Below are 17,487 nucleotides of genomic sequence, written 5' to 3'. Positions count from 1 at the left end.
CCTGTGGTTTACTGGACGCTTTGACTGAGGCGCTGATCGATCCAGCGGGCCAGGTCGCCCAGCGCGTTCAGGGCGCCTTCTCGGGTATAGGGGTGGGGCCAGGCATCGAGGACCAGATAGCGCTTGTTGCTTTCAAACCTGAAGTCTTTAGGTTCGCCATCGCGATAGAAGGAGCAAGCATCGCTGCAGGTGTCCGGAACGGTGCTCATGAAGTCCTCGGCGATGTCCTCTAGATCTGCAGAAGTAGCCTGCCGGTCGATGTAGCCTCTGACGTAGAAGCCGATACTTTCGCTGTCGGCAGCGTCAGACTCCGAGGTGGGGTAATAGACCAGGCAGGCCTGGTTGTTATGCCCTTCCCAGTGGGGGAAAGAGAAGCGGAGTACCCGCTGTTCGTCACGCCAGGTGCTGCTCGACTTGATGATCTCGTTTTCCGAAATATCCAGAGTGGACGCCAACGTGCGAGTGCACTGCTGAACCAGTTCGCTTTCCAGTAGTCCGAGTTTCCTCGCCGCCTGCTTGAGTTGAGCGAAGTGCTTGAGGGCGAACGTGAGTTCCTTGTCGTCCATGATCATGGCCTTGTCCTGGTGGGCGATGGCGTGCAGGTGCTGCAACAGTTCCTGATAGAAGACCTGCCATTTGGTAAAGGTGCTGGTGGCGACTTCCTCGCCGAATCGCTCTCGAGCGGCGGTGATCAACTCGTCGTAGGAGACGCATACCCAGTCGACGGGGACATCGTCCCGCTGGGTCAGGGGGCTCAGTACGCAGCGGACCTGATAGGGCTGCTGATAGGCGTCAATCATGGCGGCGTAGGTAGTGAAGGGGTTGTATGACGCCGACGCCCATACCTTGTGTTCGATGCCGATCACAAAGCTGTCGCTCGAGATGACCAGATCGAGCCGCTTGTCGTTGCCATCCCGAACGTCCGACGACGGGACTTCGCGCTCGACCGAGAGGCTGTCCCAGTCAGTGCACAAGAGCAGGTCGTCTTCTAGCTCACCCGGGAAAGCGCCCTTTTTCAGAAGGCACGCCACTAGCGCCTTGGCCAGCCACCTTGGGGCGCCTTCGTGGCTACCCATGAAGATCGCCATCAGGTCCGACAGTCGGTTCTCGTGTTGCCCCGGCCCTGAAATGGAAAAAAGGTTGGGCTCTGGCGGCGCCGGCGGGGGCATCTGCTCCATCCTTTCGAATAGCGCTTCCAGTGCGCGATGCTCATCATCAAGTGATGGCTCCTTGTTCTCGTGTGGCATGGCGGACCTCCCTGTGTGGGCAAACCGATGATTGTGTGTCTCAGCATATCGAAAGGTGGAGGCACAAAAAGTGATCGAGTTCAGGTGCCAGTCTTCTATTGGTGTTGATATCTGGTATTCAGATGACAACGGCAGTCGCAGGATGAGGCCGCGCCTGTTCCCCGTGATAAAAGTGCGCGACGCCTGGAAGATAAAAGGGGAAGGCCTTCCCCTTTTTTCATTTGCCTTATCTCGGGCGTCTTGCGTTGGCGATGTTGCGACACCCGCTCGTTGTGTTCCGAGGCGTCCTCAGGCGGTCGCGGTTTCCTTGTCGCCCTTGCGCGAGGTGGGGGCGGCGCGTTTGAGCAGCGGCTTGAGGAAGCGCCCGGTGTGGGAGACCTCCATCTCGGCGAGCTGTTCCGGGGTGCCCTCGGCGATGATGCGTCCACCGCCGGACCCGCCCTCCGGGCCCAGGTCGATCAGCCAGTCGGCGGTCTTGATCACGTCAAGGTTGTGCTCGATGACCACCACGGTGTTGCCGTGGTCGCGCAGCCGGTGCAGGACCGTCAGCAGCTGGCGGATGTCCTCGAAGTGCAGGCCGGTGGTGGGCTCGTCGAGGATGTACAGGGTCTTGCCGGTATCGCGCTTGGCCAGCTCCCGGGCCAGCTTGACCCGCTGGGCCTCGCCGCCGGACAGGGTGGTGGCGCTCTGGCCCAGGCGGATGTAGGTCAGGCCCACGTCGACCAGGGTCTGCAGACGACGGGCGATGGCGGGCACCGGGCTGAAGAACTCCAGCGCCTCCTCCACGGTCATCTCCAGCACCTCATCGATGGTCTTGCCCTTGTAGTGGATATCCAGGGTCTCGCGGTTGTAGCGCTTGCCCTTGCACACGTCGCAGGGCACATAGATATCCGGCAGGAAGTGCATCTCGACCTTGATCATGCCCTCGCCCTGACACGCCTCGCAGCGCCCGCCCTTGACGTTGAACGAGAAGCGGCCGGGCTTGTAGCCGCGTGAGCGCGCCTCCTGGGTGCCGGCGAACAGTTCGCGAATGGGGGTGAAGATGCCGGTGTAGGTCGCCGGGTTGGAGCGCGGCGTGCGGCCGATCGGGCTCTGGTCGATGTCGATGATCTTGTCGAGCTGATCGAGCCCCTCGATGCCGGTGTAGGGCGACGGCGTCAGGGTAGTGGCCTTGTTCAGCTCGCGCGCGGCGATCGGCATCAGGGTCGAGTTGATCAAGGTCGACTTGCCCGAGCCGGACACCCCGGTGACGCACACGAACAGCCCCAGCGGCAGCTCCAGGGTGACGTCCTGGAGGTTGTTGCCCGAGGCGCCGGTGAGCTTGAGCATCTTTTCCGGGTTGCCGGGGATGCGCCAGGGCGGTACCTCGATGGCGCGGGTACCGGACAGGTACTGACCGGTCAGCGAGGCCGGGTTGGCCATGACCTCCTCCGGGGTGCCCTCGGCGACGATCTCGCCGCCATGGACACCGGCGCCGGGGCCGATGTCGAGGACATGGTCGGCGGCACGAATCGCGTCCTCGTCGTGTTCGACCACGATCACCGTGTTACCCAGGTCGCGCAGGCGTTCCAGGGTCTGCAGCAGGCGGTCGTTGTCGCGCTGGTGCAGGCCGATGGAGGGCTCGTCGAGGATGTACATCACGCCCACCAGGCCGGCACCGATCTGGCTGGCCAGGCGGATGCGCTGGGCCTCGCCACCGGACAGGGTCTCGGCGCTGCGCTCCAGGTTGAGGTAGTCGAGGCCGACGTTGACCAGAAACTCGAGTCTGGCCGAGATCTCGTTGAGGATCTTCTCGGCGATCTCGCCGCGCCGACCAGGCAGGCTCAGTTCACTGAAGTAGCGCTGGGCGTCGCCGATCGGCAGGCGCACCACCTCGGGCAGAGTGGTGTCGTCGACGAACACGTGGCGGGCTTCCTTGCGCAGGCGCGAGCCCTCGCAGGTGCGGCAGGGCTGCACCGCGATATAGCGGGCGAGTTCCTCGCGGACCATGCTCGACTCGGTCTCGCGGTAGCGGCGCTGCATGTTCGGCAGCACGCCCTCGAAGGGGTGCTCGCGGGTGACCTTCTTGCCACGATCATTGACGTAGCTGAAGGCGATGTCGTCCTTGCCGCTGCCGTTGAGGATCACCTCGCGCTCGTGGCGGGCCAGATCCTGCCACGGGGTCTCCAGGGTGAAGCGGTAGTGCTCGGCCACCGACTTCAGCTGGTTGAAGTAGTAGACGCTGCGCCGGTCCCAGCCCTTGATCACGCCTTCCGCCAGGGACAGCTCCGGGTGGCTGATCAGCTTTTCCGGGTCGAAGAACTGCTGCACCCCCAGGCCGTCGCAGGTGGGGCAGGCGCCGGCCGGGTTGTTGAACGAGAACATCCGCGGTTCGAGTTCGGCGATGGAGTAGCCGCAGACCGGACAGGCGAAGCGTGCCGAGAACGCCATGTCGTCCTGTTCACCGTCCATGAAGTGGACCATGGCGGTACCGTCGGCCAGACCCAGGGCGGTCTCGAAGGATTCCGCCAGGCGCTGCTCGAGGCCTTCGCGCACCTTGATGCGGTCCACCACCACGCTGATGTCGTGCTTGCGGTTCTTGTCCAGCGGGCGCACGTCGTCGAGTTCCAGCACCTGGCCGTCGACCATGGCGCGTACAAAGCCCTGGGAGCGCAGCTCCGCCAGCAGCTGCAGGTGCTCGCCCTTGCGTCCGCTGACCACCGGGGCCAGCAGCATCAGCTTGCTGCCTTCCGGCAGCGCCATCACCTGGTCGACCATCTGCGAGATGGTCTGGGCCTCGAGGTCCTCGCCGTGTTCCGGGCAGCGTGGGGTGCCGGCACGGGCGAACAACAGGCGCAGGTAATCGTAGATCTCGGTGATGGTGCCGACGGTGGAACGCGGGTTGTGGGAGGTGGACTTCTGCTCGATGGAGATCGCCGGCGACAGCCCCTCGATATGGTCCACGTCGGGCTTTTCCATCATCGACAGGAACTGGCGCGCATAGGTGGACAGCGACTCCACGTAGCGGCGCTGCCCCTCTGCGTAGAGGGTATCGAAGGCCAGCGACGACTTGCCGGAGCCAGACAGCCCGGTGACCACGATCAGCTTGTCACGGGGTAGTTCGACGTCGATCTGCTTGAGGTTGTGGGTGCGGGCACCCCTGACCAGAATCTTGTCCATTCCCACCTCGAAGACGCGGCAAAAGGTCGATTATACGTGGCCGGTCGCCCGGCCGGCAAAGCCACCGGTGAAAAGACGCTTGTGAAATGACTCGAGTGTCGGCATTTTCTGGATCGCCCCCAGGCGCTAGAATATGCGGTCCACCTTCGGGGCTCTCTCCCCGCTCTCAAGCCGGAATTCGTTCATGTCCAAGGCCAGACTCTTGTTAGCCTCCGAGCGGCGCGCCATCGTCGGTCTGGCGGGGCTCTACGCCACACGCATGCTCGGGCTGTTCATGGTGTTGCCCGTACTCGCCCTCAACGCCGACCACCTGGTCGGGGCCACCCCTCTGTTGGTGGGGCTGGCGCTCGGCGTCTATGGCCTGACCCAGGCGGTACTGCAGATTCCCTTCGGTCTGCTGTCGGATCGCATCGGGCGCAAGCCGGTGATTGCTGCTGGCCTGGGGTTGTTTTTGATCGGCAGCGTGGTCGCCGCTCAGGCGGACTCCATCGCCATGATGATTGTCGGTCGCAGTCTGCAGGGCAGCGGTGCGGTGGCCGCCGCCATCATGGCGCTTCTGGCCGACCAAACCCGCGAGCAGGTTCGCACCGCCGCCATGGCGACCATCGGTCTGTCGATCGGCGTGGCCTTTGGCGTCGCCATGGTGCTCGGCCCGCTGGTGGCCAGCCACTTTGGCCTGGCCGGGGTGTTCTACTTCACCGCCCTGCTGGCGGCGCTGGGGATGCTGGTGCTGTGGAAGCTGGTGCCGCCGGCGCCGCGCCGTCGCGGCCATCGTGACGTCGGCCTCGACCGCGGGCAGCTCGCCAGCATCCTCGGGCGCATGGACCTGTGGCGCATGGACGCCTCCATCTTCAGCCTGCACCTGATCCTGATGGCGATCTTCACCGCGGTGCCGTTCAAGCTGGTCGATGCCGGCGTCGTCGAAGCCCGCCATGGCCTGGTCTACCTGGTGGTGATGGGACTGTCCTTCGTCGCCATGGTGCCGCTGGTGATCGTGGCCGAGAAGAAGCGCAAGATGAAGCTGATGTGCCTGGGTGCCATCGCTACCATCACCCTGAGTCTGGTCGGGCTGGGCCTCGCCGGTTCGGGCCTGGTAGCCCTGGGCGCCTGGCTGCTGGCCTTCTTTACCGCCTTCAACCTGCTCGAGGCCACCCTGCCGTCGATGATCAGCAAGCTGGCGCCGGCCGGGGCCAAGGGCACGGCCATGGGGGTCTATTCCACCAGCCAGTTCCTGGGGGCCTTCCTCGGTGGCGTGATGGGCGGCTTCCTGGCGCAGCAGTTCGGGCTGTCGGCGGTGTTCCTGGGGGCAGCGCTGCTGGGGCTTGGCTGGTTCGTGCTGATGCTCGGCATGCGCGCGCCGCGCCACCTGTCCAGCGAGGTGGTGGCCCTGGCCGACGAGCACGAGAGCGATACCCTGGACAACCTGATGGCGCGCTTTGCCGCCGTCGCCGGGGTCGAGGACGTGCTGGTGGTGCCGGAGGAGCGGCTGGCCTACCTGAAGGTGGATCGTGCCACCCTGGACACCGAGGCGCTGGCGCGGCTGACCCGTTCTTCGACCCAGCGCTCCTAGGTAGCGGTAGATAGTTGCGGTAGATAGCCGCGGTAGATAGCCGCGGCAGATAGTCGCGGCGCCTGGTGTCGGCACCTTGTCGCGACATCACGTCGCCGCACACTGTCTGCGCTCGAGTGCCGAGCCGTTCTTCACGGCGGCGAATCGTCTCGATCTCGCGTATAGTAGCGACATCCGCTTTTGTGGCGTCGACCGATCGACGCCGACCGATTGTCACCGGGGGCGTGGCAGCTATCCTGCCCGCCGGCCCGGCACCCATTGTCTGCATCAAGGAGTCAACCATGGCCCGTGGCGTCAACAAGGTCATCCTCATCGGCAACCTCGGCCAGGATCCGGAGGTACGCTTTACACCGTCCGGCACCGCCGTGGCCAACCTGAACCTCGCGACCACCGATACCTGGATGGACCGCCAGAGCGGCCAGCGCCAGGAACGCACCGAATGGCACCGGGTGGTGATGTTCAACAAGCTGGCCGAGATTTCCCAGCAGTACCTCAAGAAGGGCTCGAAGCTGTACATCGAAGGCCGCCTGCAGACCCGCAAGTGGCAGGACCAGAACGGCCAGGATCGTTACTCCACCGAGATCGTCGCCAACGACATGCAGATGCTCGATGGTCGCGGTGAAGGCGGCCAGGGTGGCGGCTTCGGCGGCGGCCCTCAGGGCGGCGGCAACTTCGGCGGTGGTCAGCCCCAGCAGGGCGGTGGCAACTTCGGTGGTGGTCAGCCCCAGCAGGGTGGCAACTTCGGTGGTGGCCAGCCCCAGCAGGGTGGCAACTTCGGTGGCGGCCAGCCCCAGCAGGGCGGCAACTTTGGCGGTGGCCAGCAGGGTGGCGCTCAGCAGAACCGTCCGCCCCAGCAGGCGCCCAACCAGGGCGGTGGTCAGAAGGGCGGCTTCGGCGCACCGGACCCGGGCAACTTCGACGACTTCGACGACGAGATCCCGTTCTAAGTCCCGTTGTGGATGCCATCAAATGGCGTCATTAGCAAACCAAGGAGGCCCTGCATCGGCAGGGCCTCCTTGCGTTCCGGGTCTTCTTTTTTGGTCAGCGCCTGTTCAGTGCAGTGCCTCTTCTCGCCAAGTGCCTCTTTCTCTTGCAGCGTCTCTCTTCGGCCAAGGCGCTTCGCCTCAAGTGCCCGGGGTATCAGGGCGTCTTGGGCATGGCACGCTTGTGGGCGGTGCGCCGCCAGGTGGCGATGATGCGCTCGGCGTCCTCGGGGGCGACACTCTCGCCGGTGAGGAAGCGGTCGATGGCGGCGTAGCTGACGCCGAGGGCTTCCTCGTCACTCAACTGCGGGCGCAGTGACTCCAGGTCCGCCGTCGGCACCTTGTTGACCAGGGTATCCGGGGCGCCCAGTTGTGCAGCCATGTCGCGGACCTGGCCCTTGGTCAGGCCGGCCAGGGGCACCAGGTCACAGGCGCCGTCACCGTGCTTGGTGTAGAAGCCCATCACTGCCTCGGCGGCCTGGTCGGTGCCGATGACCAGGCCACCTTGAGCACCGGCCACGGCGTACTGGGCGATCATCCGCTGGCGCGCCTTGATATTGCCCATCACGAAGTCGCGGAGGGCCTGGTCGCGAAACTCAAGGCCTGCCTGCTCCAGCGCTTCCAGCATGGCGTCGCTGGCCGGCTTGATATTGACCGTCAGGCACTCGTCCGGCTGGATGGCGTCCAGCGCCTGCCTGGCGTCGTCATCATCCTGCTGCTCGCCATAGGGCAGGCGCATGGCGATGAAGCGTGCTTCGGGCAGTCGCTCCCGCGCCGTCTCGACCGCCCGCTGGGCCAGCAGGCCGGCGCTGGTCGAGTCCACGCCGCCACTGATGCCGAGCACCAGGCAGTGCTGGCCGGTGGTATGAAGCTGGTCGATCAAAAACGCCTGGCGCCGCTGAATTTCATCCCTGATGTCCGCCCCGGGCTGGACTTCGAGTTCACGCGCGATGATGCGCTGCAACTGGTCGATATCGTCGTGGGTCATCCGTGCCTCCTTGCGGGATTGGGGTGTCAGTCGTGCTCACGCCAGTAGGGCGCGAGCTTGCCGTCGCGAATGTCGCGGTGCCAGTCACACACTCGTTTGAGGGCATGATGGGCCGCCGCCAGGCGGACCTCGTTGCGATCCCCGTCGAAATGCTCGGTGGTGGTGATCACGTAGATCTTGTCCTCGTAGCGAAAGCCCCAGCCCAGGCACACCGTGCCCTTGGGCGGTCCATCCTCGGGTTCGCCTGGGCCGGCGATGCCGGTGTTGGCGATCGCCAGCTTGGCGTTGGAGTTGTTCAGGGTGCCCAGCACCATCTCCCGGGTGATCTCCTCGCCGGTCAGGCCGTAGCGCGAGATGGTCTCGAAGGGGATCCCGAGGTAGCGGTTCTTGGCCTCGGGCGAGTAGACGGCCAGTCCGCTGTCGATGACCTGGCCGCTGCCAGGTACGCGGGCCAGTTCCGAGGCGATCAGACCGGCGGTGCAGGACTCCGCGGTGGCCAGCTTGATGTCGTGCTCGGTCAGGTAGTCGACAAGATCTTCCAGCCATTCCATGGCGTGCTCTCCTGCGAAGTTGAGAGTGGGAAATGCTCGTTCTGGCAAATTCAGCATAGGGGCTGAAGGCCGGGTCTTCCAACCCACTCCTTGCGAGACGGATGCCTCTCTATCTCCACTGATGTCTTATGTTGCCGTGCAGCCAGACAGGCTAAAGTGATAAGCAGACAAATAATTTAGTGGTGATCCAGGAGGGAGCGGCGGATGCAGGATCTGTTGTGGTACCAGTACGCGTTGATCGGGCTGATCTTCTGCTGGAGCGGTTTCGTGCGCTCCAGTCTGGGGTTCGGTGGGGCGGTGCTGGCGCTGCCCTTCCTGCTGCTGGTGCTCGATGAGCCACTGGTGTTCCTGCCGCTGGTGGCGGTGCATCTGTTGATCTTCTCGAGCTGGATCGCCTGGCGCGGCCATCGTCAGATCCAGCAGACCGGCAATACCGGAGACAGCAATATCGACTGGCGCTACTTGAAGCGCGCGCTGGCGATCATGATCGTGCCCAAGCTGATCGGCGTGGTTGGCCTCTTGACCCTGCCGGCTGAGCTGATGACGGCGGTGATCTTCGTGATCGTGATCGTCTACGGCGCCAGCTACGCCCTCAATCGCCCCTTTCGTAGCCGCAGCAAGACGGTGGACGTGGTGCTGCTGGCGCTGGGCGGCTACGTCAGCGGAGCATCGCTGATCGGCGCTCCGCTGATCGTCGCGGTATTCGCTTCCCATGTGGCCAAGCACCAGTTGCGCGACACCCTGTTTGTGCTGTGGTTCATCCTGGTGGTGATCAAGATGGTGTCCTTCATCATCGCCGGAGTGGACCTGCAGCTCGAGCATCACCTGTGGCTGTTGCCCTGCGCCATGGTGGGCCATGTACTCGGCGAGCGAGTCCACCAGGCGCTGCTCGGTGCTCGCTCCGAGGTGTTCTTCCGGGTGCTCGGGGTGGTGCTGGTGGCGGTCAGCCTGGTGGGCCTTGCGACCAGCGTCGGCTGATCGCGCCAACCGGCAGCCAGACGTTTCCACCTCGATGGATGGCGAGAGTCTGCTACCTCCAAGAGGGGCGCTGATCGATGAGCAGTTGGTGTAGAATATGGCCCTTTGGTGTCCTCGGGCGTGATGTGCGAGTGGCGGTTCTCGCCGCTATTCCTGTCGCAGCGTCTGGACACCGGCCGTAACGCCAGGGCGTCGTACGAGTCTCGTGCGGCGCTCTCATGGACGAGGAGTCGTCGTGAAGCTGCTGATTCTGGACGCCGGGCATTGTCTGTCCCTGGCCCTGGCGCGGGAAAGCAATCGGCGCGGTGATACCGAGCTGGTGATCGATCCCGCGACCCGCGTGGATCCTGAAGCGCTGCGTACGCTGGCGCCGGACGCGCTGATCATTCCCCCCTTGTCGCGCCCCTTCAGCGTGCCGCCCGCTGCGGTGGTCGAACACGCCGAGGCGGTCGAGGCCTGCATGGAGGCGTGCCGTGACGTTGGCATACCGCTGGTGTGGTGCGTCTGTGACCAGCTCTACGAGGATGGCCACGATTCGCCCATCGACGAGCACGTGATTCCGGCCCCCCGGGACGAGGGGCTGCGCCGGCTGGTGGCGACGGGCGACCGCATCCGTGCCGAGTGCCCCGAGCACCTGATCGTGCGGGTCGGTCCCATGTTCGCCCTGGAGGGTAGCCACGCCTGGCTCGGCGAACTGCTCGATACCCTGATCGATGGTGGCACCGTGCCCGCCGAGACCGACGTGACCCTGTGCCCGACGTCCGCTGATGCCGTGGCCATGGCGCTGATCGGCATGCTGCAGCAGCAGTCCTGCGGCGCCAATGCCTGGGGCAGCTACCATCTGGCCGGGGTAGAGCCGGTCAGCGCCTATACGTTCGTGTGCATGGTGCGCACCCAGTTGGGCACGCGTCTGGAAGGCCAGGGCGAAAATATCGCGCTGGGCGAGGTGAAGGCGCTCAGCCACCACCATGATCAGCCGCTGCGCCGGGTACTCAACTGTCGCCGGGTGCTGGAAGTGTTCGGGGTACACCAGAAACCCTGGCGGCTCGAGGTGGGTCGCATGCTCGACACCTGGTGTCGAGCGCGGGAAGACGTGGCCTGCCAGGCGACGAGTCAGGGGAAGGACGCATGAATCTGCTGCGCAGCGTGATCTTCTATATTGGCTATTTTGCCGCGATGCTGGTGTGTGGCTTGCTGTTTCTGCCGCCGGCGCCGCTGCTGCCACTGCGCTCGCGCTATCGGCTGCTCAACCTCTACAACCACTTCATCATCGCCTGGTTCAGCCTGGTGTGCGGGGTGCGCTACGAGATGAAGGGGCGTGAAAAACTGCCCGATGGGCCGGTGGTGATCCTGTCCAATCACCAGTGCGAGTGGGAAACCGTCTACCTGCAGTTGCTCAAGCCTCCGGTGTGCACGGTGCTCAAGAAGGAACTGTTGAACTTTCCGATCTTTGGCTGGGGGCTGCGCCTGTTGCACCCCATCGCCCTGGACCGCTCCAAGCCTGCCCGGGCCATGCGCCAGGTACTGAGCCAGGGAGGCCAGCGGCTCAAGGAGGGGTTGTCGGTGCTGATCTTTCCCGAGGGAACCCGGGTAGAGCCAGGCAAGCGTCGCCGCTACAACAAGAGTGGGGCGGTGATCGCCTGCCGCGCCGGGGTGCCGGTGGTGCCGGTGGCCCACAACGCCGGCGAATGCTGGCCGGGGCGTGACTGGATCAAGCGGCCTGGCCGCATCTCGCTGGTGGTGGGCGAGCCTATCGCCACCGAAGGACGCACCCCTGAAGAGGTGCTGGTCGAGACCGAAGCCTGGATCGAGGCGCGCCTGGAAGAGATCTCCAGCGTGCCGAGACCCGCGCCCGAAGAACTGGCGCGCAGTGTCAGTCGCTGAACGCGATCCGGCCCCACTGGAGCCGGTCTTGGGGCGCTCGGCATCATCGCCGATCGCCGAGAGAAAAGGCGGTCAAGCCGTCGCTTCGGTGGTGTTTTCCATCTCCTGATAGCCTGTCCGCTGTCTTTCGGCAACGCTCAGGTCATGTACACGCTCTCGCATGCCGTGGACGTCCTTGATGCCGGGAATAAGTTGGCGCGGATGGGTCCGGTCTGCCGTCAGCAGTATCAGGTTACCCAAGCCAAAGAGCCTGAGCAGCAAAGGCTCTGATGTCGACAGGTCGCGGATGCGTGCGATCTCCAACTGATCCACGCGGCGATTCAAGACGCCGTGATAGTAGTAGACTCGGCGCGGTGTGATATCAAACTTGGTGGTGGCCAAGCCAATGATCTTGCAGATGGGAATAATAAGACAGATCACCCAAACAGTGATGATGGCGCAGGATCGGTTCAAGATGATTGAACTGCCTGGAATGTGCAGGCTGATGAGAAACCCATAAAGATAAACGGCAACATGTACTAAATAGTATGTTCCGATTGATGCGAGCAACAATCCAACTATCAGTGAACCCACTCCCGCCAGAATCGAAGGCTTCAGCGTTGCGATAACGCTTTCATTCGAGGTGCTGCCGCTCATGGTCTTCTCCTTTTGTCGTTGATGCGGGCAAAGCGAGTGTGGCAGCTCCGAGCATGAAAGGGCTGAAGCTGCCACCTATCGTCAGTCCTAGCCGTTGGCCAGGCGCTCGCGAATATTGTCGGCGCGTTCCATGGAGCCCGGGTGTGACGACATCAGGCTGCTTTCGCCGCCGTCGAGATCGGCGAACTTCTGGAAGCCGGTCATCAGCCCCTCGCGCGGGATGCCCCGCTCGGTCAGCAGGTCGAAAGAGAAGTTGTCGGCGTCGCTTTCCTGACTCTGGGAGAACTGGGCGTTGATGAACTGCTCGCTCAGGTCACCCAGTTGGGAGTCCGACAGGGTCGCCATCGCGCTGTTGCCAGATGCCGCCATGGCATCCCGGGCGATCGCGGTGGCGTAGGCCGTCTGCATGCGCTTGCGGCTATGCCCCAGGGCCACGTGGCCGAGTTCGTGGCCCAGTACGCCCTCGATCTCGTTGTCGTTCATCATGTCCATCAGCCCGCTGTAGACACGCACGCAGCCGTTGGCCATGGCCCAGGCGTTGATGTCGTCGGTCATGTAGACCTTGTAGTTGACCGGGGTGCCTTCGATCTGGTGACCCAGGTGGTCGGCAATGCTTTTTAGGCGCTGTGCATACTCAGAGTCGGGCGACGCCAGGACGGATTGGCTGTCCATCTGCTGGCAGCTCTGGTCAGACATGGCCTTGACCTCGGCGTCGCTGATGGTGGCGGCGTTGAAGCCGGCGAGCCCGGTGTTGATCATGCTGTCGGTGGACATGTTCTCGCAGCCGGTCAGCAGGCTGGTGCAGCCAAGCACGGCGAGAGAAAGCGTAAGGCGTAGGTTCATGCTCATCATCCTTGATGAAAGAGGGAGTCGGGATGGTTCCTGCAGGACAGGGTCCTGATCGGCGGTTGCGCGCGCAGGATCGCGACGGGAGTTTCTGGAGCGCAAGCTGACCGTGTTCGGAGTTGTAGCACGCGCTATTGCAGCGCAACAAACCTACCCATTTTTCGTGTTTTTCAGACAACACTTTGTCAGCAATATCGTCTTGCTCTCCCTGGCAGTGGGAATAGCGCTATCCACAAACAACGACGGCGCCCCGAGGGGCGCCGTCGTGTTACTACCTGGCCGGGCTGGATCAGTCGTTGAAGCGCTGCAGCACCAGACAGGCATTGGTACCGCCGAAGCCGAAGCTGTTGGACAGTACGCGATCCAGCTTCACGCCATCACGGCGGCTGGTGACGATATCGAAGCCCTGGGCCTCGTCGTCCAGGTCGCTGACGTTGGCCGAGGCGGCGATGAAGTCGTTCTCCATCATCAATAGCGAGTAGATCGCTTCCTGCACGCCGGTGGCGCCCAGGGAATGCCCGGTCAGAGACTTGGTGGAACTCATCGCCGGGGTGCTGTCACCGAAGACCTCGCGCACCGCCTTGAGCTCGGCCACATCGCCCACCGGCGTGGAGGTGCCATGGGTGTTGATGTAGTCGATGTCGCCGTCGACGCTGGCCATGGCCTGGCGCATGCAGCGAATGGCGCCTTCACCTGACGGCGCGACCATGTCCTTGCCGTCGGAGGTGGCGCCGTAGCCGACCACCTCGGCGTAGATCTTGGCGCCGCGAGCCTTGGCGTGCTCGAGCTCTTCAAGCACCAGCATGCCGCCGCCGCCGGCGATGACGAAGCCGTCGCGGCTCTTGTCGTAGGGGCGAGAGGCGGTCTGCGGGTCGTCGTTGTAGCTGGTCGACAGCGCACCCATGGCGTCGAACAGACACGACAGCGTCCAGTGCTCCTCCTCGCCGCCGCCGGCGAATACCACGTCCTGCTTGCCGAGCTGGATCTGTTCCATGGCGGAACCGATACAGTGGGCAGAGGTGGCGCAGGCAGAAGAGATGGAGTAGTTCACGCCCTTGATCTTGAACGGGGTCGCCAGACAGGCCGAGACGGTGCTGCCCATGGTGCGGGTGACCCGGTAGGGGCCCACACGGCGCAGACCCTTCTCGCGCATCACGTCGGCGGCCTCCACCTGGTTGGCGCTGGAAGCGCCGCCGGACCCGGCGATCAAGCCGGTACGTTCGTTGGACACCTGCTCGGGCGTGAGGCCGGAATCCTCGATGGCCTGGGCCATGGAGACATAGGCGTAGGCCGCAGCGTCACCCATGAAGCGGCGCAGCTTGCGGTCCACCAGTTCGTCCAGGTCGATGTCGACCACGCCGGCGACGTGGCTGCGGAAGCCACGCTCGGCGTATTCTTCCTTGAAACGAATGCCGGACTGGCCGTTCTTGAGTGCCTCGAGTACCTGTTGCCGGTCATTGCCCAGGCACGACACGATGCCCAGACCGGTGACTACCACTCGTCGCATGGGAGCCTCCTGATCAGAAATTCGCGGTGGAGGTGAACAGGCCGACACGCAGGTCGTTGGCCTGATAGATATCGCGGCCATCGACGGAAACGGTGCCGTCCGCCATGCCCAGAATCAGGCGGCGGGTGATGACGCGCTTGATATTGATGCGGTAGGTGACCTTCTGGGCGTCAGGCATGATCTGCCCGCTGAACTTGACCTCGCCGCAGCCCAGCGCCCGGCCGCGTCCGGGGTGACCGAGCCAACCGAGGTAGAAGCCCACCAGCTGCCACATGGCATCGAGGCCGAGGCAGCCGGGCATGACGGGGTCGCCCGGAAAGTGGCAATCGAAGAACCACAGGTCAGGGCGGATATCGAGCTCGGCGATCAGTTCGCCCTTTCCGTACTCGCCACCCTCTTCGTAAATGCGCGTGATGCGGTCGAGCATCAGCATGTTGGGGGCCGGCAGCTGGGCATTGCCCGGGCCGAACAGCTCACCGCGGCTGCAAGCCAGCAGTTCATCGCGATCAAAAGAGTGTTGCTTGGTCACTGGAGCGTTCCGAGAGTCGAAGTGATGTACGCCGCGCACGGCAATCTGCCGCCATGCGGCCTGCCTAGTCTACTGTTCGTGGGGGCTGAATGCACCCCGTGGGCCTTCGATCATGGTCGTGGTAGACAGAAAGTCTGCTTTGACACTACAGATTCCGGGCAAAGCGCCGATAACGACAGCACACTTTTTTCGCGTTCTCTATCGCGGGAGTCCAATTCGACCATGTGGCCTCGGTTATCTTTCAATCGCCCGCTGATCTGGCTCGGGCTCTCGGCGATGTCAGCCGTCCTGTGGCTGCCGAGCGTCTCGCTCAGGCTCGGTGCGCTGTTGCTGATGGCGGTGGCCATGTGGGACGGCTGGCGTCAGGTGAAGCTCGAGCAGCGTCGCTCGCGGTTGACCGAGCAGGTGATGCGACAGTCGGGGGAGGCGGTGATGATCACCGACGACCAGCACCGTATCCAGGCGGTCAACCCGGCCTTTACCGAGCTCTCGGGATTCGAGCTGTCCGAGGTGGCCGGCCTCAGCGCCAGCAACCTGGCGGCGGCGCGCCATGACAGTGCCTTCTTCGAGCGCTTCTGGCAGGCGCTGATCAGCGCCGGTCGCTGGGAAGGCGAGCTGTGGCAGCGACGCAAGGATGGCAGCGAGTACCCCATGTGGCTGGAGGTCCAGGTGATCACCGACCCCCATGGCCGCGCCGAGCACCATATCGCCACCTTTACCGATATCTCGCTGCGCAAGGCCCGGGAGCAGGACCTCAGGCGGATCGGTCGGGAAGACCCGCTGACCGGCCTGCCCAACCGTTTCCGTCTTCATGAATTGCTGGCCTCGCGTCTGCGTCATCTGCGTGCCGGTGAGTGCCTGGATCTGGCGCTGATCGATATCGATGGTTTCAAGGAGATCAACGACGGCCTCGGTGTCAGCGCCGGTGATCGATTGCTGGCACGTTTCGGCAAGCGCCTGGCCGGGCATGTGGCCGGCGGTGTGGTCGGGCGGCTGGGCGGGGACGAATTCATGGTCCTGCGTACCACTACCTACGACGATCACGAGCGCTGGGTCGAGGGCTTGAGGAGCCATCTGGGGGAGCCGTTCGAGATCGACGGCAGCACCTTGAGGCTCGGTATTACCATCGGCAGCTGTCGTGCGCCGGAGGACGGCAATAGTGACGGCGTGCTGTTTCAGCGCATGGAGGCGGCGCTGGCGTCCGCCCGCCGCCATGGCGGTAATTGCTGCCAGCGCTTTCGGCCTGCCCTGGACGTCGGCGACGGTCCCAATCTGACGCTGCTCAATGACCTGCGGGAAGCGCTGGCCCAGGGAGGGCAGCTTGAGCTTCACTACCAGCCGCAACATCGCCTCGCCGATGACGCCATGATCGGCATGGAGGCCTTGCTGCGTTGGCGTCATCCCCGCGACGGGATGATCTCCCCGGCGGAGTTCATCCCCCTGGCGGAGCGTCATGGACTGATGGCACCGCTGGGTGACTGGGTGATTCATCAGGCCTTGACCCAGCTCGCCCACTGGCGCTCGCGGGGGCTATCGCCGCTGCCGGTGTGGATCAACATCTCGGCGATGCAGCTGTTCCAGGGCGACCTGGAGAAGACCCTGGCCACCGGCCGCGCGCGCCATGACGTGGCGTCCCAGTGGCTGGGGCTCGAGCTGACCGAGTCGGTGCTGCTGGACGATCGTGGCGGCGATATCGTGCCGCGCCTGGAGCGATTGCGTGACCTGGGCCATCGCATCGCCCTCGACGACTTCGGTACCGGCTATTCGTCGCTGGGCTATCTCAAGGAGTTGCCGCTGGACAAGCTGAAGCTGGATCGTGCCTTCATCAAGGCGCTGCCGGGTGACAGCGCCGATGCGGCCATCGTCAACGCGGTCACGGCGATGGCCCGAGGGTTGTCACTGGAGATACTGGCCGAGGGCGTCGAAACCGCAGAACAGCGCGACTACCTGCGCCAGGCCGGTTGTGATGAGGTGCAGGGGTACTTCTACGCCCGGCCGATGCCGGCCCACGAGCTCGAAGCCCTGTGGCGGGAAAGCGCTACCCGTCAAGAGGCCAATACCCGTCAGGCGGTGGCCTGATGGCGTCTTCCGCCCTTGTTCAGCCAGAGCGCCGACGCAGGCCGATGCCGATGACCAGGCACAGCGAGGCCCAGATCAGCGCCTGGGTCGGCAGCAGCCAGTCGGCCAGCTCGACGCCCGCCAGTGCCGCGCCGCCCAGGTAGGACGAGGGGCCGCCGATCAGGCCGCCGAGGGCGGCGAGCCAGGGGCGCGCCCATAGCCACTCCAGCGAGTGATGAATCAGGGTGGCGAACAGCGGCCATAGCCACAGCAGCCACAACGCCAGCGGACCGAGGCTCGGGCTCTGCGGGTCGAAGCGATAGCCGCCCAACGCCGCCAGCGAGCCATCGATCACGACCCCAGCCAGCAGAAACCCCAGCAACCAGCGCCATTCTCCGGGCTTGGCCAACCAGCGCAGGTGAGCCACGATCACCGCCAGGGCAATGGCTCCGCCGGCCCAGGCGCCCATCAGCACACAGCCGAACCAGCCCAGCTGGAAGCCCGCCACATTGAGCAGCGAGGCCTGCCAGCGGGGGGGCATCGGTCCCCTG

The 17,487-nt window shown here is 64.3% G+C and carries 15 protein-coding genes; 6 read left to right on the top strand and 9 right to left on the bottom strand.

Annotation, left to right across the window (positions count from 1 at the left end; all coding sequences use genetic code 11):
• Window positions 1-8: 8 nt before the first annotated feature.
• Both NFG58_RS19085 and uvrA read right to left on the bottom strand, forming a co-directional pair.
• Window positions 9-1,247 carry a PD-(D/E)XK nuclease family protein gene (locus NFG58_RS19085; protein ID WP_348827180.1) on the bottom strand — a complete coding sequence of 413 codons (1,239 nt, stop codon included), beginning with the start codon at window positions 1,245-1,247 and terminating at the stop codon, window positions 9-11.
• 288 nt (window positions 1,248-1,535) lie between these two features.
• Complete coding sequence (uvrA, locus tag NFG58_RS19080; protein WP_045990837.1) at window positions 1,536-4,406, bottom strand: excinuclease ABC subunit UvrA; 2,871 nt, start codon at window positions 4,404-4,406, stop codon at window positions 1,536-1,538.
• Between the two features lie 184 nt (window positions 4,407-4,590).
• On the opposite strand from uvrA, the gene NFG58_RS19075 reads away from it, so the two are divergent.
• Together NFG58_RS19075 and ssb are read left to right on the top strand one after the other, a co-directional pair.
• Window positions 4,591-5,976, top strand: coding sequence for an MFS transporter (locus NFG58_RS19075; protein WP_108133424.1), 1,386 nt, complete (start codon window positions 4,591-4,593; stop codon window positions 5,974-5,976).
• Window positions 5,977-6,257: 281 nt separating this feature from the next.
• The gene (gene ssb, locus NFG58_RS19070; RefSeq protein WP_045990835.1) at window positions 6,258-6,923 is read left to right on the top strand and encodes a single-stranded DNA-binding protein; all 666 of its coding nucleotides are present in this window, start codon (window positions 6,258-6,260) and stop codon (window positions 6,921-6,923) included.
• A gap of 193 nt (window positions 6,924-7,116) precedes the next feature.
• Here the strand turns inward: ssb and nadE are convergent, their stop codons facing one another.
• Window positions 7,117-7,947 (bottom strand): ammonia-dependent NAD(+) synthetase, encoded by an 831-nt coding sequence (gene nadE, locus NFG58_RS19065; RefSeq protein ID WP_348827179.1) that lies wholly within the window; start codon window positions 7,945-7,947, stop codon window positions 7,117-7,119.
• Between the two features lie 26 nt (window positions 7,948-7,973).
• Entirely contained in the window at window positions 7,974-8,498 is a 525-nt protein-coding gene (locus tag NFG58_RS19060) for a CinA family protein (RefSeq protein ID WP_045990833.1), read from the bottom strand.
• 204 nt (window positions 8,499-8,702) lie between these two features.
• Here NFG58_RS19060 and NFG58_RS19055 point away from each other — a divergent pair, with 204 nt between their 5' ends.
• From NFG58_RS19055 to NFG58_RS19045, 3 genes are all read left to right on the top strand, one after another.
• Window positions 8,703-9,476 carry a sulfite exporter TauE/SafE family protein gene (locus NFG58_RS19055; protein WP_045990832.1) on the top strand — a complete coding sequence of 258 codons (774 nt, stop codon included), beginning with the start codon at window positions 8,703-8,705 and terminating at the stop codon, window positions 9,474-9,476.
• Between the two features lie 235 nt (window positions 9,477-9,711).
• A complete protein-coding gene (locus NFG58_RS19050; protein ID WP_045990831.1) occupies window positions 9,712-10,608 on the top strand; it encodes a sugar nucleotide-binding protein in 897 nt (298 codons plus the stop codon).
• Entirely contained in the window at window positions 10,605-11,360 is a 756-nt protein-coding gene (locus tag NFG58_RS19045; RefSeq protein ID WP_045990830.1) for a lysophospholipid acyltransferase family protein, read from the top strand. Before NFG58_RS19050 ends, NFG58_RS19045 begins: the two co-directional genes overlap by 4 nt.
• Window positions 11,361-11,432: 72 nt before the next feature.
• On the opposite strand, the gene NFG58_RS19040 is transcribed toward NFG58_RS19045, so the two are convergent.
• The 4 genes from NFG58_RS19040 to fabA all read right to left on the bottom strand — a co-directional run bounded on the left by NFG58_RS19040 (window position 11,433) and on the right by fabA (window position 14,878).
• Window positions 11,433-11,996 carry a PH domain-containing protein gene (locus NFG58_RS19040; protein WP_287165702.1) on the bottom strand — a complete coding sequence of 188 codons (564 nt, stop codon included), beginning with the start codon at window positions 11,994-11,996 and terminating at the stop codon, window positions 11,433-11,435.
• A gap of 87 nt (window positions 11,997-12,083) precedes the next feature.
• Window positions 12,084-12,839: a M48 family metalloprotease gene (locus tag NFG58_RS19035; RefSeq protein ID WP_287165701.1), complete on the bottom strand. Its 756-nt coding sequence runs from the start codon at window positions 12,837-12,839 to the stop codon at window positions 12,084-12,086.
• 292 nt (window positions 12,840-13,131) lie between these two features.
• Window positions 13,132-14,349 carry a beta-ketoacyl-ACP synthase I gene (fabB, locus tag NFG58_RS19030; protein WP_045990828.1) on the bottom strand — a complete coding sequence of 406 codons (1,218 nt, stop codon included), beginning with the start codon at window positions 14,347-14,349 and terminating at the stop codon, window positions 13,132-13,134.
• 13 nt (window positions 14,350-14,362) lie between these two features.
• Window positions 14,363-14,878, bottom strand: a complete 516-nt coding sequence (gene fabA, locus NFG58_RS19025; protein WP_045990827.1) for a 3-hydroxyacyl-[acyl-carrier-protein] dehydratase FabA — start codon at window positions 14,876-14,878, stop codon at window positions 14,363-14,365.
• Window positions 14,879-15,100: 222 nt separating this feature from the next.
• Between fabA and NFG58_RS19020 the strand changes: the two genes are divergently transcribed.
• Window positions 15,101-16,957: a GGDEF domain-containing phosphodiesterase gene (locus NFG58_RS19020; protein WP_213230099.1), complete on the top strand. Its 1,857-nt coding sequence runs from the start codon at window positions 15,101-15,103 to the stop codon at window positions 16,955-16,957.
• 19 nt (window positions 16,958-16,976) lie between these two features.
• Here NFG58_RS19020 and NFG58_RS19015 read toward each other — a convergent pair whose 3' ends face one another.
• Complete coding sequence (locus tag NFG58_RS19015; RefSeq protein WP_222569678.1) at window positions 16,977-17,477, bottom strand: DUF2878 family protein; 501 nt, start codon at window positions 17,475-17,477, stop codon at window positions 16,977-16,979.
• Window positions 17,478-17,487 lie beyond the last annotated feature (10 nt).

The organism is Halomonas sp. RT37 (genome assembly GCF_040070525.1).
Lineage (GTDB): Bacteria > Pseudomonadota > Gammaproteobacteria > Pseudomonadales > Halomonadaceae > Halomonas > Halomonas litopenaei.
Note: the sequence above shows the minus strand (reverse complement) of the source record. Positions and strands in the feature narration are given on the sequence as shown.

Bases quoted from the DNA above. Each gene is read 5' to 3' on its own strand.
- NFG58_RS19035 (WP_287165701.1), bottom strand. From the start codon at position 12,839: ATGAACCTACGCCTTACGCTTTCTCTCGCCGTGCTTGGCTGCACCAGC.
- uvrA (WP_045990837.1), bottom strand. From the start codon at position 4,406: ATGGACAAGATTCTGGTCAGGGGTGCCCGCACCCACAACCTCAAGCAG.
- NFG58_RS19055 (WP_045990832.1), top strand. From the start codon at position 8,703: ATGCAGGATCTGTTGTGGTACCAGTACGCGTTGATCGGGCTGATCTTC.
- NFG58_RS19060 (WP_045990833.1), bottom strand. From the start codon at position 8,498: ATGGAATGGCTGGAAGATCTTGTCGACTACCTGACCGAGCACGACATC.
- NFG58_RS19040 (WP_287165702.1), bottom strand. From the start codon at position 11,996: ATGAGCGGCAGCACCTCGAATGAAAGCGTTATCGCAACGCTGAAGCCT.
- NFG58_RS19075 (WP_108133424.1), top strand. From the start codon at position 4,591: ATGTCCAAGGCCAGACTCTTGTTAGCCTCCGAGCGGCGCGCCATCGTC.
- nadE (WP_348827179.1), bottom strand. From the start codon at position 7,947: ATGACCCACGACGATATCGACCAGTTGCAGCGCATCATCGCGCGTGAA.
- NFG58_RS19045 (WP_045990830.1), top strand. From the start codon at position 10,605: ATGAATCTGCTGCGCAGCGTGATCTTCTATATTGGCTATTTTGCCGCG.
- NFG58_RS19020 (WP_213230099.1), top strand. From the start codon at position 15,101: ATGTGGCCTCGGTTATCTTTCAATCGCCCGCTGATCTGGCTCGGGCTC.
- fabB (WP_045990828.1), bottom strand. From the start codon at position 14,349: ATGCGACGAGTGGTAGTCACCGGTCTGGGCATCGTGTCGTGCCTGGGC.
- ssb (WP_045990835.1), top strand. From the start codon at position 6,258: ATGGCCCGTGGCGTCAACAAGGTCATCCTCATCGGCAACCTCGGCCAG.
- NFG58_RS19015 (WP_222569678.1), bottom strand. From the start codon at position 17,477: ATGCCCCCCCGCTGGCAGGCCTCGCTGCTCAATGTGGCGGGCTTCCAG.
- NFG58_RS19085 (WP_348827180.1), bottom strand. From the start codon at position 1,247: ATGCCACACGAGAACAAGGAGCCATCACTTGATGATGAGCATCGCGCA.